The sequence below is a fragment of the Streptomyces sp. NPDC003697 genome, from assembly GCF_053587115.1.
The window spans coordinates 106,174-128,056 of the sequence record NZ_JBSFNN010000007.1 but is presented as its reverse complement, the minus strand read 5'-3'; the positions used below and the strand labels follow the sequence as shown (position 1 = coordinate 128,056).

Sequence of the window (21,883 nt, the reverse complement as noted above, 5' to 3'; positions counted from 1 at the left end):
GTGTGCCGTGCGCGGCGGCGCCGCTCGGGGCTACGCCCAGGTGATCAGCCGCTTGGGCTGTTCCAGGATCGCCGCCACGTCCGCCAGCACCTTCGAGCCCAGCTCGCCGTCGACCAGGCGGTGGTCGAAGGAGAGGGCCAGGGTCGTGACCTGGCGCGGCTTCACCTTGCCCTTGTGCACCCACGGTTGGAGCTTGATCGCGCCGACCGCGAGGATCGCCGACTCGCCCGGGTTCAGGATGGGCGTGCCGGTGTCGACACCGAAGACGCCGACGTTGGTGATGGTGACCGTGCCGCCCTGCATCGCCGCCGGGGACGTCCTGCCCTCACGGGCCGTCGCGATCAGGTCCCCGAGGGCCTGGGCCAGTTCCGGCAGCGTCTTGGCGTGCGCGTCCTTGATGTTCGGGACGATCAGGCCGCGCGGCGTCGCCGCCGCGATGCCCAGGTTGACGTAGTGCTTCTGCACGATCTCCTGGTTGGCCTCGTCCCAGGACGCGTTGATCTCCGGGTTGCGCCGGATGGCCACCAGCAGGGCCTTGGCGATCAGCAGGAGCGGGTTGACCCGCAGGCCCTGCATGTCCTTGTCCTGCTTGAGCTCCTCGACCAGCCGCATCGTCCGCGTCACGTCCACCGTCACGAACTCGGTGACGTGCGGGGCCGTGAAGGCGGAGCCGACCATCGCCGCCGCGGTGGCCTTGCGGACGCCCTTGACCGGGACGCGGGTCTCCCGCGCGCCGTCGAACGACGTCGGGGCGGCCGGGGCCGCGGGAGCGGCGGCCGGGGCGGCGGTCACCGGCTCGGCCGGCTGCGGCGGGGCCGTCGCCGCCGCCACGGCGGCGTGCACGTCCTCACGGGTGATGACGCCGTCGGGGCCCGAGGGCACCACGGTCGACAGTTCCACGCCCAGGTCCTTGGCCAGTTTGCGCACCGGCGGCTTGGCCAGCGGCCGGGCCTGTCCGACGGGCGCCGCGGGGGCGACGGGCGCCGCGGGGGCGGCGGGGGCGGCCGGGGCCGCGCCGTGGCCGTTCAGCTCCGTCTGGAGCGCCGTCGCCGCCTGCGCGGCCCCGGCGTCCGGGCTCTTGCGAGGACGGCGCTTGGTCGAGGACGCGGAGACGCCGTAGCCGACGAGGACCGGCTGGCGGCCCTGCGGCTTGTCCTCCTCGTCCTCGGCGCCGGCCGGGGCCGGGGCGTGGGCGGCCGGAGCGGCGGCCTGGGCCGGTACCTCCGCGGGCGCCCCGCCCGCCACGTCCACCGCGATGATGGACGTGCCCACGTCCACCGTGGTGCCCTCGGGGAACCGCAGCTCGCGGACCACGCCGTCGTAGGGGATGGGGAGTTCGACGGCGGCCTTGGCCGTCTCGACCTCGCACACCACCTGACCGTCGGTGACGGTGTCACCCGGCTGGACGTACCACTTGAGGATCTCCGCCTCGGTGAGCCCCTCGCCCACGTCCGGCATCCTGAACTCGCGCACGGACGCTTCCGTCATCGTCGTCACGACCTTCTCCTCAGTACGCCAGCGAGCGGTCGACGGCGTCGAGCACGCGGTCCAGGTTCGGCAGGTACTCCTCCTCCAGGCGGGCCGGCGGGTACGGCGCGTGGTAGCCGCCGACGCGCAGCACCGGGGCCTCCAGGTGGTAGAAGCAGCGCTCCGTGATCCGGGCGGCGATCTCCGCGCCGGAACCGAAGAACACCGGCGCCTCGTGCACGACGACCAGACGGCGGGTCTTCTCCACCGACGCCTGGAGGGAGTCGAAGTCGAGCGGGGAGACCGAGCGCAGGTCCAGGACCTCCAGGGACTTGCCCTCCTCGGCGGCCGCCGCCGCGACCTCCTGGCAGAGCTTCACCATCGGGCCGTACGCGGCCAGCGTCAGGTCCGTGCCCTCGCGGACGACCTGCGCCTTGTGCAGCGGGCCGGGGATCGCCTCCGGGTTGACCTCGGACTTGTCCCAGTAGCGCCGCTTGGGCTCGAAGAAGATCACCGGGTCGTCGCTCTGGATGGCCTGCTGCATCATCCAGTAGGCGTCCGACGCGTTCGACGGGGTGACGATCTTCAGGCCGGCCACATGGGCGAACAGCGACTCGGGGGACTCGGAGTGGTGCTCGACCGCGCCGATGCCTCCGCCGTAGGGGATGCGCACGACGACCGGCAGCTTCACCTTGCCCAGGGAGCGCGCGTGCATCTTCGCGAGCTGCGTGACGATCTGGTCGTACGCCGGGAAGACGAAGCCGTCGAACTGGATCTCCACCACCGGGCGGTAGCCGCGCAGGGCCAGGCCGATCGCGGTGCCGACGATGCCGGACTCCGCGAGCGGGGTGTCGATGACGCGGCTGTCGCCGAAGTCCTTCTGCAGACCGTCCGTCACCCGGAACACGCCGCCGAGCTTGCCGACGTCCTCACCCATGATCAGGACCTTGGGGTCCGATTCCAGGGCACGGCGCAGCGACTCGTTGATCGCCTTGGCCAGGGCCATCTTCTCCGCTGCCATGTCAGACCCCCTCTGCGTCCGCGAACGACGCCTGGTAGGCGGCGAACTGGGCGCGTTCCTCGTCGACGAGCGCGTGCCCGTCCGCGTACACGTTCTCGAAGATGGCGAACCGGTCCGGGTCGGGCATGGCACGGACCGCTTCGCGCACTCGCCTGCCCAACGCCTCGCTCTCGCTCCCCAGTTCCGCGAAGAACGACTCGTCCGCGTGGTTCGAGGCCTCCAGGTAGCGGCGCAGGCGCAGGATCGGGTCCTTCGCCTCCCAGGCGGCCCGCTCGTCGTCGTGGCGGTAGCGGGTCGGGTCGTCGGAGGTGGTGTGGGCGCCCATGCGGTAGGTGTACGCCTCGACCAGGGTCGGGCCCTCACCCCTGCGGGCGCGCTCCAGCGCCCACTTGGTGACCGCCAGGCAGGCCAGCACGTCGTTGCCGTCCACCCGGACGCCGGGGAAGCCGAAGCCCTGCGCACGCTGGTAGAGCGGGACACGGGTCTGCTTCTCGGTCGGCTCGGAGATCGCCCACTGGTTGTTCTGGCAGAAGAACACCACGGGGGCGTTGTAGACCGCGGAGAAGGTGAACGACTCGGCCACGTCGCCCTGGCTGGAGGCGCCGTCGCCGAAGTAGGCGATGACGGCGGAGTCCGCGCCGTCCTTGGCGACGCCCATCGCGTAGCCGGTGGCGTGCAGCGTCTGGGAGCCGATGACGATCGTGTACAGCTGGAAGTTGTTGCCGTTGGGGTCCCAGCCGCCGTTGTTCACGCCGCGGAACATGCCCAGCAGGTTGGTCGGGTCGACGCCGCGGCACCAGGCGACGCCGTGCTCGCGGTAGGTCGGGAAGACGTAGTCGTCCTCCCGGGTGGCCCGGCCGGAGCCGATCTGGGCGGCCTCCTGGCCGAGCAGCGACGCCCACAGGCCCAGCTCTCCCTGGCGCTGCAGGGCGGTGGCCTCGGCGTCGAAGCGGCGGGTGAGCACCATGTCGCGGTACAGGCCGCGAAGCTCCTCGGGCGTGATGCCGGCGACGTACGCGTCGTACTCGGCGTTCTCCACCCGCTCGCCCTCGGGCGTCAGCAACTGCACGAGCTGGGTGTCGGCGGTGCCGGTGGCCTCCTTGCCGGCCGTACGGCTGGTACGGGTGGTGCGCCGGGTGCCGGTGGCCTCGGGCGCCGCGGCGCCCGTGCCGGCCGTCTTCTTCGCGCCGGTGCTCCCGGCCTTGCTTCCGGCGCTGCGTCGCGGTGTGCGCGGGGCAGTGCTCTCCACGGTCACGTGTGCTCCTCCGTCGGTCCGGCCCCCGGGGTTGCCGGCAGGCCTGGGGTTCCCCCCTGCTCGTGAGAGCTGGGGGGAGGCTCACCTGCCCGGCAGCCAGGCACGGGGTGGGTGCCACTCGGCCGGGAACAGGCGTGACAGGTGCCCCGGCGAGCGCCCTGCAGCAGTCACGTTACCCAGTGCGCCACATTTCTGTGAAACCCCTCCTGACCTGCGTTTTTGCTTGGATTTCCAAGTATTTCGTTACTAGGAGGTCCAAGTACCGCGCAGGGCTTCGGGGCAGCCGCTGGTCACAGCCCTGCAGGGGGCCGGAACACGGGCACGTTATCCCGGTGGACCTTGCCACGGGAAGAGCTCAGCGGGGGGACACACTGCTCCTCCCGTGGGACGGCCGGCGGGTCGGCCTCGGCCGCCCCGGCGAGTCGTGCCCGGCGGACGGCGCGCACACGCCGCGGTCCTCATGCGACCGGAAGCGACCGGCGCTGACTGTCTGTGACAAGCCGCAGCTCAGAGGGCCCGGGCCGTGCCCTACTATCGGCGCGTGTCGCGCCCTTGTGTACCACCCCCCGCGCCTCATGCGCCCCCGTTACGTGCCGTGCTCAGCCATTACTCCGCCGGTTCCGCCCTCACCTGCGAGCCCGTCGACCAGGGCCTGCTCAACCGGGGCTACCGACTGCGCACCACCCGGGGCCGGTACTTCCTCAAGCACCACTTCGACCCCGACACCGCCGACCCCGCGGCCATCGCCCGCCGGCACCGGGCCACCGAGCGCCTCGCCGGCCTGGGCGTGCCGGTGGCCCCCGCCCTGCCCGGGCGCGACGGGCGCACGGTCGCCGTCGTCGGCGGTCACGCGTACGCCCTGCACCCCTGGATCGACGGTGGGCACCGCCACGGCGGTCAGCTCACCACCGGCCAGTGCGAGCGGCTGGGCGCGCTGCTCGGCGCCGTGCACGCCGGCCTGGAACGCGTGATGCCCCCGAAGGGGCGCACCCGCCCCGCCACGAGTCCCCACCCGGTGCGCAGCGCCGACCCCGCCGGCACCTTCGCCCTCATCGACGACCTGCTCGCCCGGGTCCGCCGGCACCGCCCCCGCGACGCCTTCGACGCGCTCGCCCGCCACCGGCTCCTGGAGCGCCGCACGCTGCTGGAGCAGCACGCGGACCGGCGCCCTCCGCCCGGTGGTCCGGTGGGGTGGGTGCACGGCGACTTCCACCCGTTCAACCTGCTGTACCGGGGGGACGCGCCCGCCGCGATCGTGGACTGGGACCGGCTCGGCGTGCAGCCGCGCGCGGAGGAGGCCGTCCGCGCGGCCGCGATCTTCTTCGTGCGGCCCACCGGCGCCCTGGACCTCGCGAGGGTGCGGGCGTACGCGCGCGCCTACCGCCGCGCGGCCGGCGCCACTTCCTCGGAGCTCGCGGCGGCCGTGCACCGCGTGTGGTGGGAGCGCCTGAACGACTTCTGGATGCTGCGCTGGCACTACACGCGCGGAGACACCCGGGCGGACCCGCAGTTCCCGGCCGCCTCCGCGCTCGTGGTGTGGTGGACGCGGCGGTATGACGCGGTGTGCGGGGCGTTCGCGGAGTGAGGGGGCTGCCGGCCGCGTGCGGCCGCGGATATGGCCGCGCGGGTCATCCACCTTGGGGGATCGGGACGACGCCGGGGGACCGGCGGCACCGGTGGCCTTCAGGGAGTGGCGCCGCCGATCGCGGCACCGACCGTGGAGCCCGAGTTCGTGCCGCCGTCCGTGGTCCCGCCGTTCGCGTTTCCGCCGTTCGCGTTTCCGCCGTTCGTGGTCCCACCGTCCGTGGTGCCCCCGTCGGTGCCGCCGTCCGCCGGGTCCGAAGGCTGCGACTGCGAGGGCGCGGGGTCCGACGGCTCGTCCGACGGCTGGGGACCTGACGGCTGCGACGGCGTGTACGAGGGCTTGGACGACGGGGTCCAGTGCGATCCGGAGCCGCCCGAGTAGTTGCCGTTGTCCGTCTCCGTGTCCGACGGCCCCTTCGACGCGTCGTCGCTGGGGCTGGAGCTGGACTGCGGATCCCCGGTGGACGGTGTGCTCGACGGCGACGTGGAGGGGCCGTTGCCGCCGCCCTCCCCCTTGCCGCCGGTGTTCTGCAGCGCCAGGGCCACTCCCGCCACGACGGCGATCACCGCGAGGACGGCGAGGATCCACAGCTTGCCGCGGCCGCCGCCCTGGTTGCCGTGCCCCTCGAAGCCGCCGTCGTCGCCGCTGCCGTAGCCGGCGGGCAGGATCGGCTGGGGGATCTGCGTGGTGCCGGAGGCGTCGCCGGGGTGCGGCAGCACGGCCGTGCCGGCCACGCCCGCCGCGGGGGTGTGCCGGCCGTCGTGCGCCGCCACCGGGCCGGTGTTCCAACTGCCGGTGTGACCGCCCTGCTCGTACAGCATCTGCAGCGCGTACTGGACCAGTCCGCGCATCTCCTCGGCCGTCTGGAACCGGTCGTCGGGCTCCTTGGCGAGCGAGCGCATGACGAGGCCGTCTAGCTCCGGCGGGCAGCCCTCGGCGACCGCGGACGGCGGCGTCGGGATGTCCTGGACGTGCTGGTACACCACCGACAGCGGGGTCTCACCGGTGAAGGGGGGCCGCAGAGCGAGGAGTTCGTAGAGCAGGCAGCCGGTGGCGTACAGGTCCGAGCGGTGGTCGACGGCCTTGCCGAGGGCCTGCTCGGGGGACAGGTACTGCGGGGTGCCCATCACCATGCCGGTCTGCGTCATCGTCGTGGACGCCCCGTGCAGGGCGCGGGCGATGCCGAAGTCCATCACCTTCACGGCGCCGTTGTGCGTGATGATGACGTTGGCCGGCTTGATGTCGCGGTGCACGATGCCGTGCTGATGCGAGTACGCCAGCGCTTCCAGGACGCCGGAGACGATGATGAGGGCCTGTTCCGGTCCCGGCGCCTCCGCGTTCAGCAGCAGATCGCGGATGGTGCGGCCCTCGACCAGCTCCATCACGATGTACGGCACGGCCTGGCCGCCCGCCTGGTCCTCGCCGGAGTCGTACACGGCGACGATCGCGTGGTGGTTCAGACCGGCCACCGACTGTGCCTCGCGGGTGAACCGGGCCTTGGAGACCGGGTCTTCGGCGAGGTCGGCGCGGAGCAGCTTCACCGCGACGGTGCGGCCCAGACGCACGTCCTCGGCGGCGAAGACCTCCGCCATGCCGCCCCGGCCGAGTCTGCGGGTCAGCCGGTACCGGCCGTCGCCGACAAGCCCGCCGTTGCCCCACATCTCCGGCGCGTCCGACATGCCGCCGCCGGACGCCTCGGGGTCGGACGGGCCCTGGGCGCGCTGCGTCTGTGCCATCGGTCCTCGCCGTCGTTTCTGCCCGCGGTGCGCGCGGTGTTGTCACGGTCTCCGTCGGCCACGCTACAGGCTCGGCGCAAGCCGCCGGTCCAGGTTGCGTGCGGGGACCGGTCCGAGACGGACCGGTCATCAAACCTCGTACGCCTACGGTCGCGCAAATCCCGTACACCGGCCCCGCGCCCGCTGTAACGCTTCCGCGACGCTTCTTTCGCGTACGGTCACGGAACGGGCACCGAGCTTGACGTGTCACTGCCCTCGGGCAGACTTGGCCGGGAATGACAATGCGATCACTGACATTCGATCGCCGGACAGTCGATCGCGGGAGCAGAGCAGCCGCTGCCGCCGGCGCCTATGGGGGACGCAGAACATGAGCCAGGACGGCGCGGAGGGCCGCTTCGCGGGGCGGGCACTGGCCGGCGGCCGGTACCAGCTGCGCGACCTGCTCGGCGAGGGCGGTATGGCCTCCGTGCACCTCGCGTACGACGCCGTTCTGGACCGCCAGGTCGCGATCAAGACGCTGCACACCGAGCTCGGCCGGGAACAGGCCTTCCGGGAGCGGTTCCGCCGCGAGGCGCAGGCCGTGGCCAAGCTCACGCACACCAACATCGTCTCCGTTTTCGACACCGGCGAGGACACGCTGTCCGGCGACGGCGCGGGCAGCGCGCCGATGCCGTACATCGTCATGGAGTACGTCGAGGGGCGGCCGCTCGGCTCGGTGCTGGCGGAAGACATCCGGCAGCACGGCGCGATGCCCGCCGCCAAGGCCCTGAAGATCACCGCGGACGTGCTCGCCGCGCTGGAGATCAGCCACGAGAAGGGGCTGGTCCACCGCGACATCAAGCCGGGCAACGTGATGCTCACCAAGCGCGGGGTCGTCAAGGTCATGGACTTCGGCATCGCCCGCGCCATGCAGTCCGGCGTGACCTCGATGACCCAGACCGGCATGGTCGTGGGCACCCCGCAGTACCTCTCGCCGGAGCAGGCCCTCGGCCGGGGCGTGGACGCGCGCTCCGACCTGTACTCGGTCGGCATCATGCTCTTCCAGCTGGTCACCGGACGGCTGCCGTTCGACGCGGACTCCCCGCTGGCGATCGCCTACGCGCACGTGCAGGAGGAGCCGGTCGCCCCCTCCTCCGTGAACCGAGCCCTGCCCCCGGCCGTCGACGCGCTGGTCGCCCGCGCGCTGAAGAAGAACCCCAACGAGCGCTTCCCGAACGCGGAGTCGATGCGCGACGAGTGCCTGCGGGTCGCGGCCTCCGTCCAGGCGGCCCCGCCGAGCATCGTCCCCGGCGCGCACACACCGAGCGGCGCGGGCGTGAGCTCCGCGGTGTTCCCGCCGGTCGACCAGTCGGCCCCCACCCCCCACGGTCACGTCCAGGTGCCGTACCAGCCGGCCCCGAACAACCCCTACGGCACCGGCGCACCCGTCGCGCCGTCCCCCGGTTACGGCTACCCGCAGCAGGGCGGGTACCGGACGCCGCAGCCGTCGCCGTACGCGCAGCAGGCCTCGACCCCGCCGCCGTACACCATGGCGCCCCAGGCCACGGCCGCGATCGGCGGGCCGGGCGGCGGCCGCAGCAGCCGGCCGATGGTGATCAGCTCGATCGCGGTCGCCGCCATCGCCGTCGTCGGCCTCGTCGTGGGCCTCGCCATGAACGACAACGGCTCGGACAGCCACGGCAAGGGCGGGGACCGCGGCGCGAGCACCGGCCCCTCGGCGACGAGGGCGACGGACTACCGCGGGCCGGACCCGTCGAAGACGATCGACAAGAGCGCGTGCACGGAGCCGGACGAGTCGTACAACGACCCGGACAAGATCCAGGTGCCGGACTTCAAGTTCAAGTACATCAAGTCGGTCAAGGAGTGCCTGCAGGCCGCGGGCTGGAAGATGAAGATCGAGAAGCAGGACGAGAACACCTTCGGCGACGGCACGGTCATGAACCAGTTCCCGGCCGCGGGCACCGACGTCGACCCGAAGAACATGCCGGAGATCCAGCTCAACGTCTCCACCGGCAACCCGGCCTGACCACGCCTGCCCTCCGCCGGCCGGGCGCGGGGGCCCGGTCCGCCCCGGCACCCGTCCGACACGAAGGGCCCGGCGGTCCGGCCGCCGGGCCCTCCTCGCGCGTACGCGCTGACGTCTACGTCCTCGACACGGCCACGGGCCTACAGGTACGGCCCGCCCGAGCGCCCGCCGGCGCGCGGGTCGTCACCCCCTTCTTGGGCGAGTCCCGGGGGAAGGGCGCGGCGCATCTGCTCCAGCTGGGCCCGCGCCGCCATCTGCTGGGCGAAGAGGGTCGTCTGGATGCCGTGGAAGAGGCCCTCCAGCCAGCCCACCAGCTGCGCCTGGGCGATGCGCAGTTCGGCGTCACTGGGCGTCCCGTCGTCCTTGAACGGCAGGGAGAGCCGCTCCAGCTCCTCGACGAGTTCCGGCGCGAGGCCGTCCTCAAGCTCCTGCACCGAGCTGGCGTGGATCTCCTTCAGCCGGTTCCGGCTGGCCTCGTCCAGGGGAGCGGCGCGCACCTCCTCGAGAAGCTGCTTGATCATGCTGCCGATCCGCATGACCTTGGCAGGCTGCTCCACCTGCTCCGTCAGCGGGGTCTCGCGGGTGTCGTCGTCACCACCGCCGCCGAGCGCCATGCCGTCCTGGCCCACCACCAGGATCTGCGGGTTCTCCGGCGACCTTTCGTTCCTCGGCATCTCCATTCCCCCATTCTCTCGCATCCGCCCACCTCACCACGGAGGGCCCCCGGTGCGGGGCGATTCACGGAGACGGGCGGGCGTCGTAGGCCGGCAGCCGGTCCTCCGGAAGCGCCGGCTGCCCGGGGCCGGCCGACGCACCCGGACCGTGCGGCCGGTTCGGCCCATCGGCCCTTCCCGGAGTGCCGGACGGGTCGGCCGGTGCGAACGTTGTGCCACTGACGCGCTGACCGGGCACCGTGAGGGGGTCCCCGACGTGACTCCATGGCTGCGCACCCCGCTGGGCACCGCCGGAGCGCTGATCCTCCTGTGTATGGCCGCGCCGGTCTCAGGCTCCGTCCCGGCGTACGGCGCCGTGCCGGTGTCCTCGGCCCCCAGGCCCTCCGCCTCCACCCCGGCCTCCACCCCGGCCTCCACCCCGGCCTCCGCCGGGCCCTCACGGGCCGGGAGCCGGGCGGGCGAGGGGCGGCAGCGGCCGGGGCGGCCGGAGGCGCCGACGCCCGAGACCCAGGACCCGGCCGGCCCGGCACAGGACGGGGGAGCCGCCGGGCAGGGGGACGGCGGGGACGGTGAGCAGGACGGCGACGGCGGTGGCCTTGGGGACGGCGGGGACATACCCGACGCTCCCGAAGCGAGCACCGCCTCGGAGACCTCAGGGGAGGCCGGCCGGCCGCCCACGGAGTCCCCGGCCGGTCCCGGCTCCGCCCGGACGGCGGGCCGGGCGGGGGCTCCCGCCGAGCCCGTGCTGCGCGTCCTGCCCCTCGGCAGCGGGCTGGTCCTGATCGGCCTCGGCCTGGGTCTCGCGTTCGTCGCCCTCAGGGTGCGCCGCAGCTAGTGCCACGACAGGCGACGTTCGCCCCGTCGCGACGCCCCATGACGGGCAAACGTCACCTTCCGCGGCACCAGGGTCCTTCGCGGTCCTTCGTTTCGAGCAGGCAGGCCGGACCGGGAAGCGCCGCGGACCCGGGTCGATCCGCGGCTCCCCGGTCGGTCTGTCAGGGCCGGGACCGGAGGGGTCAGGGCACGACCAGGAGCACCTTGCCGATGTGACCGCTCTCCTCGACGACCCGGTGGGCGGTCGCGGCGTCGTTCATGGGGACCTCGCGGTCGACGACCGGCCGCACCCGACCGGAGGCGAACAGCGGCCAGACGTGCTCACGCACGGCCGCGACGATCGCCGCCTTCTCGCTCAGCGGACGGGCGCGCAGCGAGGTCGCGCTGATCGCGGCCCGCTTGCCGAGCAGGGCCCCGATGTTCAGCTCGCCCTTGGCACCGCCCTGCATGCCGATGATCGCGAGCCGGCCGTTGACGGCCAGGGCCTGGACGTTGCGGTCGAGGTACTTGGCGCCCATGTTGTCGAGGATGACGTCGGCGCCCGCGCCGTCGGTGGCCTGCTTGATCTCGGCGACGAAGTCCTGCTCGCGGTAGTTGATCAGGATGTCGGCGCCCAGCTCGGCGCAGTAGTCCAGCTTCTCCTTCGTGCCCGCCGTGACCGCGACCCGCGCGCCGAGGGCCTTGGCGAGCTGGATCGCCATCGTGCCGATACCGCTGGATCCGCCGTGCACGAGCAGCGTCTCGCCCGGGCGGAGATGGGCCACCATGAAGACGTTGGACCACACCGTGCAGGTCACCTCGGGCAGCGCCGAGGCCTGCCGGAGGTCGACGCCCTCGGGCACGGGCAGCAGCTGGCCGACCGGGACGGCGACCTTCTCGGCGTAGCCGCCGCCCGCGAGCAGCGCGGCCACCTCGTCGCCCACGGCCCAGCCGGAGACGCCGGGGCCGAGCGCGGCGATCCGCCCGGCGCACTCCAGGCCGGGGTACGAGGACGCGCCGGGCGGCGGATTGTAGAAGCCCTGTCGCTGCAGGATGTCGGCACGGTTGACGGCACTGGCCACGACGTCGACCAGCACCTCCCCCTCGCCGGGCACCGGATCCGGCACCTCGTCCCACACCAACGCCTCTGGCCCACCGGGTTCGGGGATCGTGATCGCATACATGGTTCCGACGCTACTACCCACCGCTTCGAACACTTGGAGCACCGGTCACCCTCAGCCCAGCGGCAGCGCCCGCGCCCCCGGCGTGGCCCGCACGATCGTGATCAGGCGGTCCGTCAGCTGGAGCGTGCCGACGGACGGGTCGTCGTACCCGAGGACCCGGTGCCCCCGTACGACGCTCACCACCAGGTCGTCCAACTCCCGCGGGGTCTTGCCCACCTCCGCCTTCACGACGGGTCGTTCGGCGATGTCCAGGCCGCTTCCCTGCTGGATCAGGTCCTCCATGACCATGCCCGCGGCCGGACTCAGTACGGACAGTCCCAGCAGCCGCCCTGCCGCGCTCGCGCTGGTGATCACGGCGTCGGCCCCGGACTGCTTCAGCAACGGCGCGTTCTCCTCCTCCCGCACCGCCGCCACGATCTTCGCCCCCCGATTGAGCTGCCGGGCCGTCAGCGTCACCAGCACGGCGGTGTCGTCCCGCTGTGTGGCGACGATGATCTGCCGGGCCCGCTGCACCTCCGCCCGCTTCAGCACCTCGCTGCGTGTGGCGTCCCCGACCACTCCGGCGTACCCGTCCGCCGTCGCCGCCTCGATCACCTTCGCACTGGGGTCGACCACGACGACCTGCTGCTTGTCCAGCCCCGTGGCACAGACGGTCTGTATCGCCGAGCGTCCCTTCGTACCAAAACCGACGACGACGGTGTGGTCGCGCAACGTGGACCTCCAGCGGTTGAGGCGCCACTCCTCACGCGTGCGCTCGGTGAGGACTTCGAGCGTGGTGCCGACGAGAATGATCAGGAACAGCACACGGAACGGCGTGACGACGAAGATGTTCGTCAGCCGTGCCGCGTCACTGACGGGTGTGATGTCGCCGTACCCAGTGGTGGACAGGGTGACGGTCGCGTAGTACGCCGCGTCGAGGAAGTCCACCGAGCCGTCGGAGTTGTCCGTGTAGCCGCCACGGTCGGCGTAGACGATGAACGCGGTCCCGATCAGGATCAGCAGTGCCAGCGAGAGCCGCTTGGCGACCTGCCGGATCGGCCGCTCCACCACCTTCCTGGGCAACTGCACCTGGTGGGTCACGATGTGTTCGTCCGCCTGGCGGGCGATCGCGTCCTGGCCCGGAAGTTTCACGTGAAACACACCCCGATTCCGGCGGCGGCCCAGGGCAGGTCGAGGAGTTCGGCCTCCTGACCCGGCCGGGCGCCGCCCGGTGGTACGACAGCGAGGGCGTCGGCCGCCGCGACGCCACGCAGCATCGCGGGTCCGTTGTAGTGCAGCGGCACGGCGTGCTCTCCCCGCAGGACCACCGGCACCAGCCGGGTGTCGTACGGATGCCCCTGCACGGCCTCTCGGAGCGGCAGCGTGTACGGCTCCGGCGCCGGGCGCCCCGCCAGGCCGCGCAGCAGCGGCTCGGCGAGCGTGAGCAGACCGGAGACGGCCGCGAGCGGATTTCCGGGCAGCCCGACGAGGTGCTGCCCCGGCCCGGTGCGGGCCAGGAGCATCGGGTGACCGGGCCGGACTCCCACACCGTCCACCAGGAGTTCCGCCCCGACCCGGCGCAGCGTGGGATGCACGTGGTCCACCGGACCGGACGCGGTTCCGCCGGTGGTGACGATCACGTCGGCGCGTGACCTCGAGACGGCCCTGTGCAGGGCCCCGGCGTCGTCGCCGATCCGGCGGACGCCGGTGACGTCGGCGCCGAGGGCACGCAGCCAGGGCGGCAGCATGGGGCCGAGCGCGTCGCGGATCAGGCCGTCGTGCGGCAGCCCCTCGGTCAGCAGCTCGTCGCCGAGGACGAGGACCTCCACACGGGGGCGCGGGAGGACGGTGAGCGTGTCGTATCCGGCGGCCGCGGCGAGACCGAGCACGGCGGGCGTGACCAGGGTCCCCACGGGCAGCAACTGGTCGCCCGTGCGGCACTCCTGGCCGCGCGGGCGGATGTCCTGCCCGTGTCCGACCTCGCGGGCGGCGTGCAGCCGGCCCTTGGTGTCCGTACGGCCGTGCTCGCTGCGCAGCACGGCGGTGGTGTCCTGCGGGATGCGGGCGCCGGTCGCGATCCGTACCGCCTCCCCGTCCGTCAGCGGCTCCTGCCGCCCGTCCCCGGCCAGGACACCCTCGTCCCGTACGTCCCAGGGTCCGGGGCCGGAGACCGCCCAGCCGTCCATGGCGGAGGTGTCGAAGGACGGCAGGTCGGTGCGGGCGGCGAGGGGCGCGGCCAGCACGAGGCCGAGAGCCGCGTCGAGGGCCACCGGGTCAGGGGCGCACCGCGCGCCGCCGGAGTCACCGCTCGCCCCGTCGGGTGCCGGGGGAAGGACGGCGGCGGCCGCGATCTCGCGGGCCTGCGGCCAGGGGGTGGCCCGGTGGCGGCCGTCGGCCGTGTGCGCGAGGTGGTCGCCCGCTCCGGCCGGGTCCTGGCCGGCGGCCCGGCCCGGGCCGCCGCCCGCTGCCGGTCCGTTGCCTTCCTTCACGAGGGCGAGCACCTCCTCGACATCGAGATCCTCGACGTCCTCGCCGGCCTGGACGCCGCGGGGGGTCATCCGGCGCCCGGTTCCGCGCCGGGGCCCGCATCGGCGGTGGTCTCGTCCGCCCAGCGCCGGGCGAGCACGGCGGCCTTCCGGGCGGCTTCGGCGACGGCCTCGGGGCCGCCCTTGCCCTGCGCGGCCGCGTACCCCACGAGGAAGGTGGTCAGCGGTGCGGCGGGCCGGGCCACGCCGTGCGCGGCGTCACGGGCGAGGTCGAGCAGGGCGCCGGTGTCGACGTCCAGGTCGATGCCCAGCTCGTCCTTGACTGCGGTGATCCATTCATCCAACACGTGCCCATGCTCCCTGATGCGTGCCCTGGCGGCGGCGATGTCGTCCCAGGTGTCGCAGTCGAAGGACGCGACGGGATCGGGGACGCGGCTGAGGTCGAGCGCGGCGGTCAGCCGGCGCAGCGGCAGCCCGGCGAGGACACCGCCCGCACCGGGACCGTCGGCGGACCCCGTGCCGGCGGGGGCGCCACCCGCGCCCGAGCCCTCGGCAGGCGCCGCATCGCCGGGGGCGCCGCTCGCGCGGGAAGCGCCGCCGGACGCCGCGTCCGTGAGGGCCGCCAGTCCGCGGCGCAGCGCGGCCGTACGGTAGGCGGCGACCAGGGGCTGGTCGCGCCCGTCGGCGTCGGTGAGCAGAACGCCGTCGCTGCTGCCCGCGCGCAGGGCGCCCAGCAGCCGGCGGACCGTGTCCTCGCCGACGAAGGGCAGGTCGGCGGAGAGCACGACGACGTGTTCGGCCGTGGTGCCGCGCAGTCCGGCCTCGAGGGCGGCGACCGGCCCGACCCCCGGGGGGTCCTCACGCGTCCACCGCACGGGCCGCCCGGTGCCTCTCGGCTCGGCGACCACCACGGTCGTCCGGGCCCCGGCGCAGGCGGCGAGGACCCGGTCGAGCAGGGCCCGCCCGCCCACACGCAGTCCGGGCTTGTCCACGCCGCCGAGCCGCCGGGCGCCACCGCCCGCCAGCACCACGGCGTCGTAGGCGGGGCCGGGCTCGCCGGAGTCACCCGGGGCCCTGGAGCTGGGCGGCTCGTACTCGGGAGGCTCGTACGCGGTCACCCCCCGAGTATGCGTCCCGCCGGGATCACAGGGAACGCGGGCGGGGCCCCTCCGTCACACAGTGCGCAGCAGCACCGCCGGCTGTTCCACGCAGTCGGCCACATACCGCAGGAAACCGCCCGCCGTGCCGCCGTCGCACACCCGGTGGTCGAAGGTCAGCGACAACTGGACGACCTGGCGCACCGCCAGCTCGCCCTCGTGCACCCAGGGCTTGGGGACGATGCGGCCGACGCCGAGCATGGCGGCCTCGGGGTGGTTGATGATCGGCGTGGAGCCGTCGACGCCGAACACGCCGTAGTTGTTCAGGGTGAAGGTGCCGCCGGTGAGTTCGCCGGGCGTCAGGGTGCCCGCCCGTGCCCGCTCGGTCAGCCGGGCGAACTCGGCGGTCAGCGACTCGGCGTCCCGTGCCTGCGCGTCCCGCACGACGGGCACGACCAGCCCGCGCTCGGTCTGTGCGGCGAAGCCGAGATGCACCCGGTCGAGCCGGACGACCTCCCGGGCCTCCATGTCGACGGTCGAGTTGAGCTCGGGGAATCGGGCGAGCGCGGCCGTGCAGATCCGGGCCAGCAGCGCCAGCAGGGAGATCTTCGGCCCTCCGGCCGCGTTCATGGCCGCCCGGGCCCGCATCAGCTCCGTCGCGTCGGCGTCCACCCAGCAGGTCGCGTCCGGGATCTCCCGGCGACTGCGGGACAGCTTGTCGGCGACAGCACCCCGGACGCCCCTGAGCGGGACGCGCGTCCCGGCGGCGGTGGGTGCCGCGGACCCCGGGGCGGGCGCGGAGGGGGCGGCCGGTGCGCCGGGCCGGCGGTGACCGTTCGGTGCGAGGGCCGCGGGAGCGGACGTGCCGTGGGATGCCGCGGCCGCCGGCGGCTCCGTCGCGAGGTCCCGCGCGGCCTTCGCCCGGAGCACGCCCTCGACGTCCGCACGCAGGATCAGCCCGTCGGGACCGGAGCCCGCCAGCCGCCGAAGGTCGACGCCGTTCTCCCGGGCGAGCCGGCGGACGAGCGGCGAGATGACGGGGACGGGACCGTCGGCGTGCTGCGCGGCCTCCCGCACCGGGCCGGGCACCGCGGCGGCCGCAGGCCCACCCGCGCGCGAGGGCGCGTGCGCCGCGCCCGCGGTGACCGGTGCCGGCCGCGGCCGCACCCTGCGGCGCCGCGCCGGGGCCTTTGAGGTGCCGTATCCGACCAGGACGTTGCCGGAGCCCCCGGGCTCCTCCCCGGCGGCCGGTTCGCCGACCGCGACGGTCAGCAGGGGCGCGCCGACGGGCAGTTCGGTCCCCTCCTCGCCGAAGCGGGCCGTGACCACCCCGCCGTAGGGGCAGGGCACCTCCACCATCGCCTTGGCCGTCTCGACCTCGACGACGGGCTGGTCGACGGCGACGACGTCACCGACCTCGACCAGCCACCGGACGATCTCCGCCTCGGTGAGGCCCTCCCCGAGGTCGGGGAGCCTGAACTCCAGCACCTGTGGCATCAGCTCTCCGCCTCCCACTGCAGACGCGCCACGGCGTCCAGGATCCGGTCCACGCCGGGCAGGTGGTGCCGCTCCAGCATGGGCGGCGGGTAGGGGATGTCGAACCCGGCCACCCGCAGCACCGGCGCCTCCAGGTGGTGGAAGCAGCGCTCCGTGACGCGGGCGGCGATCTCTCCGCCCGGGCCGCCGAACCCGCCCGACTCGTGCACGACGACCGCGCGCCCGGTGCGCCGCACCGACGCGCAGACCGTCTCGTCGTCGAAGGGCACCAGCGAGCGCAGGTCGACCACCTCCAGATCCCAGCCCTCGGCCTGCGCCGCCTCGGCGGCCTCCAGGCACACGGGCACGGACGGGCCGTAGGTGATGAGCGTGGCGCTCCGGCCGGTCCGCCGCACCACCGCACGGCCGATCGGGTCGACGCCCGGCGGTTCCTCCGGGTTCCAGGAGTCCTTCGACCAGTACAGGCGCTTGGGCTCCAGGAAGACGACCGGGTCGTCGGAGGCGATGGCGGCGCGCAGCAGCCCGTAGGCGTCGGGCACGGTGGCGGGCGTGACCACGTGCAGGCCCGGAGTCGCCATGTAGTACGCCTCGGAGGCGTCGCTGTGGTGTTCCACGCCGCCGATTCCGCCGCCGTAGGGGATGCGGATCGTGAGCGGCAGCGGCATCCTGCCGCGCGTGCGGTTGCGCATCTTCGCCACATGGCTGACGAGCTGCTCGAAGGCGGGGTACGCGAAGGCGTCGAACTGCATCTCGACGACCGGACGCAGGCCGTACATCGCCATGCCGACGGCCGTGCCGAGGATGCCCGCCTCGGCCAGCGGTGTGTCCGTGCAGCGGTCCTCGCCGAACTCCTGGGCGAGTCCGTCGGTGACGCGGAAGACGCCGCCGAGCGTGCCGACGTCCTCGCCCATGACGTGCACGGACGGGTCGGCGGCCATCGCGTCGCGGAGCGCGCGCGTGAGGGCCTGGGCCATGGTGGCCGGCTTGAGCGCGACGGTGGTCATCGGGCGGTGCCCTCCTCCGACTCGTTCCCGGCGTCGAGTTCCGCGCGCAGCTGCTCCTGCTGCTGCCGCAGCTGCGGTGTGGGTTCGGCGTACACGTGGGCGAACAGGTCCGCCGGGTCCAGGACCGCCTCCTGGTTCATGCGCTCGCGCAGCCGTGCCGCCATCGTCTCGGCGTCCTGGCGCACGCTCTGGACGGCGTCGTCGTCGAGCAGGCCGCGCGCGGTCAGCTCCCGCTCCAGCAGGGCGATCGGGTCGTGTTCGCGCCAGGCCTCGACCTCGGCGTCGCCGCGGTAGCGGGTGGCGTCGTCGGCGTTGGTGTGGGCGTCGATGCGGTAGGTCACCGCCTCCACCAGCGTCGGGCCGCCTCCCGCGCGGGCGTGCCGTACGGCGTCGGCGAGCACCTCGTGCACGGCGGCGGCGTCGTTGCCGTCGACCAGGCGGCCCGGCATGCCGTACCCGACGGCCTTGTGGGCCAGGGAGGGCGCGGCGGTCTGCTTGGCCAGCGGGACGGAGATGGCGAAGCCGTTGTTCTGCACGAGGAAGACGACGGGGGCCTGCCAGACGGCGGCGAAGTTCAGCGCCTCGTGGAAGTCGCCCTCGCTGGTGCCGCCGTCGCCGACCATCGCCAGGGCGACCACGTCGTCGCCCTTGAGACGGGCGGCGTGGGCGAGGCCCACGGCGTGCGGCAGCTGGGTGGCGAGCGGGGTGGACAGGGGGGCGACGCGGTGCTCGTAGGGGTCGTAGCCGGTGTGCCAGTCACCGCGCAGCAGGGTGAGGGCCTCGACGGGATCCACGCCACGTGCCACGACGGCGAGCGTGTCGCGGTAGCTGGGGAAGAGCCAGTCGCGCTCCTCCAGGGCCAGTGCCGCGGCCACCTCACAGGCCTCCTGGCCGGTGCTGGAGGGGTAGACGGCGAGACGGCCCTGCTTGGTCAGGGCCGTCGCCTGCGCGTTGTACCGGCGGCCGAGGACCAGCTGCGCGTACAGCCGGCGCAGCAGCTCCGGATCGGCCTTCGCGGCGGCCTGCGTGCCCAGGACGCGGTAGGGCTCCGTGTCGGGCAGCAGGGGCGCGGGGTCGGTACGGGGCTGCCAGGCGGGCGGCGGCGATGGCCGGTACGCGCCTCGCTGCTCCATGACCGTCATGACGGCACCTCCTCGTGGGAGCGGCTTCGGGAGGCACGGCGTCTGTGACGCGCCTCACCTACCGATTGTTCGGTCGTCGGCACATTTTGGCTACAGGCGGCCCCAGGCTGTGGACAAACGGTTCTGCACAGCCTGAGATGGACGCAGTGCGTCCACGGCGGAGAGGCGGGGGGACATGGCAGCTGAACAAATGGCCGCGGGACGGGACGACAGCGCGCTGCCGCCGCCCCGCCCGCTGGACGCCGTCGACCAGGACATCCTGCGGATGCTCCAGACGGACGGCCGCGCCTCGATACGGTCGGTCGCCGAGCGGGTCCACGTCTCCCGGGCCAACGCCTACGCGCGTATCAACCGCCTCGTCGAGGACGGTGTCATCCGCGGCTTCGCCGCCCGGGTCGACCACGAACGCGCCGGCCAGGCGACGTCGGCGTACATCACCCTGAAGATCGTGCAGAACTCCTGGCGCACGGTCCGCGAGAAATTGCGGCAGCTGCCCGGCGCCTCCCATATCGCCCTGGTCGGCGGCGACTTCGACGTCCTGCTGCTGGTGCACACGCCGGACAACCGGGCCCTGCGCGAGGTGGTGCTCACCCGGCTCCAGGCGATCCCCGAAGTGCTCAGCACCCGCACGCTGCTGGTGTTCGAGGAGGAGGACCTGGAGCCGCAGGGGTGAGCCGGGGCCTGCCCGCCTCACTGCTGGTGGCGCAGGCCCCCGAAGACCAACCGGGCCACGGCGTCGGCCACTTCCCGCTCGTTCATGCCGCGCCCGTCGGGCCGGTACCACTCGGCGATCGAGTTGATCATGCCGAAGACGAGCCGGGTCGCGAGCCGCACCTCCACGTCGCCGCGCACGTCGCCGTCGGCGGCGGCCGCCTTCAGCAGCTGGGCGACCCGGTGGTCGAACTCGCGGCGCCGTTCCAGCGCCCACCGCTCGGTGCCGGTGTTGCCGCGCACCCGCAGCAGCAGCGTGACGTACGGCAGTTCGGCGATGAGCACCTCGACCATGCGCCGCACCACGTACTCCAGGCGGTCGGCGGCACGTCCCGCGCGCGCCTGGTCCTCGTCGAGGATCCCGAACAGCCCGTCCAGCGCCCGGCTCACCGCCCGGCGCAGCAGCTCCTCCTTGCCGGCGACGTGGTGGTAGATCGACGACTTGGAGATGCCCGCCGCCTTCGACAGGTGCTCCATGGAGGTGCCGTCGTAGCCGCGCTCGTTGAAGACGCGCACGGCTACGGACAGCAGGGTCTCGGGCGTGTACGTGTCGCGTCGTGCGGTCGTCATGACGTGCCCTCCCGCTGGTCGGTGGCGTACGCGTGGCGGTACAGCGCGAGTGAGGGCGCGTAGCGTCCCGACGGGTCGCGCAGGTGCAGGTCGTCCAGGAGTTCGTAGGCCCAGGTCCGGCCGAGCCGGCGGTTCCACTCGAAGGGGCCGAGAGGATAGTTCACACCCAGACGCATCGCGGTGTCGACGTCCTCCTCGGTGGCCACGCCCTTGGCCACGGCGTCGAGCGCCAGGTCGACGATCCGGGCGACCGTGCGCGCGACGATCATGCCGGGGATGTCGCCGATGACGCTGACGTCCTTGCCGAGCGCCTGGAAGAGGCCGGTGGCCTCCGCCAGGGTCCGCGGGGAGGTGTCCTTCGAGGCGGACAGGGCGATGCGCGTGGCCCTGCGGTAGTCGAGGGCGAGGTCGAAGTAGACGACGTCCTGGAACTCGACGGCGGTCTGCCCGTCGGCGAGCACCAGCTGGCCGCCGCCCGGCAGCACCAGCCGGGTGCCGTGGTCCTCTTCCTCCTCGCGCACGGGGATGCCCGCCTCACGGATCAGCGCCGGCAGCTCGGCGGCGGGACCGAGGTCTCCCTCCACTACGACCTGGGAAGGAGCCTCGGCCTTCTCCGCGGTGTGCGGCTCGGGGCGCTCCGCCCCGTCGGAGTGGTCGTACCAGCCGCGGCCGGACTTGCGGCCGAGTCGGCCCGACTCGACCAGGCGCCGCTGGGCGAGCGAGGGCGTGAAGCGCACGTCCTGGAAGAAGGACTGCCACACGGAGTGCGTGACGGACTCGTTGACGTCCTGCCCGATCAGGTCGGTCAGCTCGAACGCCCCCATCCGGAACCCGCCGGACCCGCGCAGGACCGCGTCGATGGTGGCGGGGTCGGCGGCCTGTGCCTCGTACACGGCGAAGGCCTCCGCGTAGAACGGCCGGGCGATCCGGTTGACGATGAAGCCGGGCGTGTCCGCGCAGGCGACCGGGGTCTTGCCCCAGGCCCGGGCCGTCTCGTACGCGCGCGTGGCCGACGTGACGTCGGTGGCGAACCCGGAGACGACCTCCACCAACGGCATCAGCGGGGCCGGGTTGAAGAAATGCAGCCCGACGAAACGGCCGGGCGCGGCGAGGGCGCCGCCGATGGCCGTCACCGAGAGGGACGAGGTGTTCGTGGCGAGCAGGCAGTCGTCGGCGACGACGCCCTCCAGCTCGCGCAGCAGTTCCTGCTTGACGTCCAGCCGCTCCAGGACGGCCTCGACGACCAGCGCGCAGTCCGCGAGGTCACGGAGGCCCTCCGCGGGCAGCAGCCGTGCGCGGGCCGCGTCCCGCTCCGCGCCGGTGAGCCGCTCCTTCTCGACGAGCCGGTCGAGGCGGGCTCCGATCGCGGCGGCCGCCTCCCGGGCCCGCCCGGGCACGGCGTCGTACAGCCGCACGGGGTGCCCGGCGACCAGCGCGACCTGGGCGATGCCCTGGCCCATGGTGCCGGTGCCGACGACGGCCACGGGGCTGCTGAGGTCGAGTGCTGTCATGTGCGCGATCCTTCCGCACGACGTTTTCCACAGATGCGGCGGTCCCCCTTGTCCCGACCGATCGTTCGGTTACTCTAGCCCTGTCCGGCTGTTTCCGCCCAGGTCATGAGCTCGACGAAGAGTTC

Annotated in this window: 18 protein-coding genes; 4 read left to right on the top strand and 14 right to left on the bottom strand. The window is 73.4% G+C overall.

What is annotated here, in order from left to right:
• Window positions 1–30: 30 nt before the first annotated feature.
• Genes ACWDNY_RS04985 through pdhA (ACWDNY_RS04975) form a run of 3 tightly spaced genes read right to left on the bottom strand, consistent with a single transcriptional unit; the run spans window position 31 to window position 3,743 of the window.
• A complete protein-coding gene (locus tag ACWDNY_RS04985; RefSeq protein ID WP_451644298.1) occupies window positions 31–1,497 on the bottom strand; it encodes a dihydrolipoamide acetyltransferase family protein in 1,467 nt (488 codons plus the stop codon).
• Window positions 1,498–1,507: 10 nt separating this feature from the next.
• Window positions 1,508–2,488, bottom strand: coding sequence for an alpha-ketoacid dehydrogenase subunit beta (locus ACWDNY_RS04980; protein ID WP_451644297.1), 981 nt, complete (start codon window positions 2,486–2,488; stop codon window positions 1,508–1,510).
• Window position 2,489: 1 nt separating this feature from the next.
• Entirely contained in the window at window positions 2,490–3,743 is a 1,254-nt protein-coding gene (pdhA, locus tag ACWDNY_RS04975) for a pyruvate dehydrogenase (acetyl-transferring) E1 component subunit alpha (RefSeq protein ID WP_451644296.1), read from the bottom strand.
• Window positions 3,744–4,284: 541 nt separating this feature from the next.
• Between pdhA (ACWDNY_RS04975) and ACWDNY_RS04970 the strand changes: the two genes are divergently transcribed.
• Window positions 4,285–5,328 (top strand): phosphotransferase, encoded by a 1,044-nt coding sequence (locus tag ACWDNY_RS04970; protein WP_451644295.1) that lies wholly within the window; start codon window positions 4,285–4,287, stop codon window positions 5,326–5,328.
• A 98-nt stretch (window positions 5,329–5,426) separates the two neighbouring features.
• Here ACWDNY_RS04970 and ACWDNY_RS04965 read toward each other — a convergent pair whose 3' ends face one another.
• Window positions 5,427–7,064, bottom strand: coding sequence for a protein kinase domain-containing protein (locus ACWDNY_RS04965; RefSeq protein ID WP_451644294.1), 1,638 nt, complete (start codon window positions 7,062–7,064; stop codon window positions 5,427–5,429).
• 367 nt (window positions 7,065–7,431) lie between these two features.
• On the opposite strand from ACWDNY_RS04965, the gene ACWDNY_RS04960 reads away from it, so the two are divergent.
• On the top strand, window positions 7,432–9,090 hold the full coding sequence (locus ACWDNY_RS04960) for a protein kinase domain-containing protein (protein WP_451644293.1): 1,659 nt from the start codon (window positions 7,432–7,434) through the stop codon (window positions 9,088–9,090).
• 140 nt (window positions 9,091–9,230) lie between these two features.
• Here the strand turns inward: ACWDNY_RS04960 and ACWDNY_RS04955 are convergent, their stop codons facing one another.
• Window positions 9,231–9,770, bottom strand: coding sequence for a bacterial proteasome activator family protein (locus tag ACWDNY_RS04955; RefSeq protein WP_451644292.1), 540 nt, complete (start codon window positions 9,768–9,770; stop codon window positions 9,231–9,233).
• 250 nt (window positions 9,771–10,020) lie between these two features.
• Between ACWDNY_RS04955 and ACWDNY_RS04950 the strand changes: the two genes are divergently transcribed.
• A complete protein-coding gene (locus tag ACWDNY_RS04950; protein ID WP_451644291.1) occupies window positions 10,021–10,599 on the top strand; it encodes a hypothetical protein in 579 nt (192 codons plus the stop codon).
• 181 nt (window positions 10,600–10,780) lie between these two features.
• On the opposite strand, the gene ACWDNY_RS04945 is transcribed toward ACWDNY_RS04950, so the two are convergent.
• Genes ACWDNY_RS04945 through pdhA (ACWDNY_RS04915) form a run of 7 tightly spaced genes read right to left on the bottom strand, consistent with a single transcriptional unit; the run spans window position 10,781 to window position 18,966 of the window.
• On the bottom strand, window positions 10,781–11,761 hold the full coding sequence (locus tag ACWDNY_RS04945) for an NAD(P)H-quinone oxidoreductase (protein ID WP_451644290.1): 981 nt from the start codon (window positions 11,759–11,761) through the stop codon (window positions 10,781–10,783).
• Between the two features lie 51 nt (window positions 11,762–11,812).
• Window positions 11,813–12,892 (bottom strand): potassium channel family protein, encoded by a 1,080-nt coding sequence (locus ACWDNY_RS04940; RefSeq protein WP_451644289.1) that lies wholly within the window; start codon window positions 12,890–12,892, stop codon window positions 11,813–11,815.
• A complete protein-coding gene (locus tag ACWDNY_RS04935) occupies window positions 12,889–14,298 on the bottom strand; it encodes a molybdopterin molybdotransferase MoeA (protein ID WP_451644288.1) in 1,410 nt (469 codons plus the stop codon). The genes ACWDNY_RS04940 and ACWDNY_RS04935 overlap by 4 nt, the downstream gene beginning before the upstream one ends.
• Window positions 14,295–15,344: an NTP transferase domain-containing protein gene (locus ACWDNY_RS04930; protein WP_451644287.1), complete on the bottom strand. Its 1,050-nt coding sequence runs from the start codon at window positions 15,342–15,344 to the stop codon at window positions 14,295–14,297. The genes ACWDNY_RS04935 and ACWDNY_RS04930 overlap by 4 nt, the downstream gene beginning before the upstream one ends.
• A 54-nt stretch (window positions 15,345–15,398) precedes the next feature.
• Window positions 15,399–16,820, bottom strand: a complete 1,422-nt coding sequence (locus ACWDNY_RS04925) for a dihydrolipoamide acetyltransferase family protein (protein WP_451644286.1) — start codon at window positions 16,818–16,820, stop codon at window positions 15,399–15,401.
• A complete protein-coding gene (locus ACWDNY_RS04920; RefSeq protein ID WP_451644285.1) occupies window positions 16,820–17,824 on the bottom strand; it encodes an alpha-ketoacid dehydrogenase subunit beta in 1,005 nt (334 codons plus the stop codon). The genes ACWDNY_RS04925 and ACWDNY_RS04920 overlap by 1 nt, the downstream gene beginning before the upstream one ends.
• Window positions 17,821–18,966 carry a pyruvate dehydrogenase (acetyl-transferring) E1 component subunit alpha gene (gene pdhA, locus ACWDNY_RS04915; RefSeq protein WP_451644284.1) on the bottom strand — a complete coding sequence of 382 codons (1,146 nt, stop codon included), beginning with the start codon at window positions 18,964–18,966 and terminating at the stop codon, window positions 17,821–17,823. Before pdhA (ACWDNY_RS04915) ends, ACWDNY_RS04920 begins: the two co-directional genes overlap by 4 nt.
• Before the next feature lie 190 nt (window positions 18,967–19,156).
• On the opposite strand from pdhA (ACWDNY_RS04915), the gene ACWDNY_RS04910 reads away from it, so the two are divergent.
• Complete coding sequence (locus ACWDNY_RS04910; protein ID WP_451644312.1) at window positions 19,157–19,639, top strand: Lrp/AsnC family transcriptional regulator; 483 nt, start codon at window positions 19,157–19,159, stop codon at window positions 19,637–19,639.
• A gap of 17 nt (window positions 19,640–19,656) precedes the next feature.
• On the opposite strand, the gene ACWDNY_RS04905 is transcribed toward ACWDNY_RS04910, so the two are convergent.
• The gene (locus tag ACWDNY_RS04905; protein ID WP_451644283.1) at window positions 19,657–20,247 is read right to left on the bottom strand and encodes a TetR/AcrR family transcriptional regulator; all 591 of its coding nucleotides are present in this window, start codon (window positions 20,245–20,247) and stop codon (window positions 19,657–19,659) included.
• The gene (locus tag ACWDNY_RS04900; protein WP_451644282.1) at window positions 20,244–21,758 is read right to left on the bottom strand and encodes a 3-hydroxyacyl-CoA dehydrogenase; all 1,515 of its coding nucleotides are present in this window, start codon (window positions 21,756–21,758) and stop codon (window positions 20,244–20,246) included. Before ACWDNY_RS04900 ends, ACWDNY_RS04905 begins: the two co-directional genes overlap by 4 nt.
• Window positions 21,759–21,883: the final 125 nt, after the last annotated feature.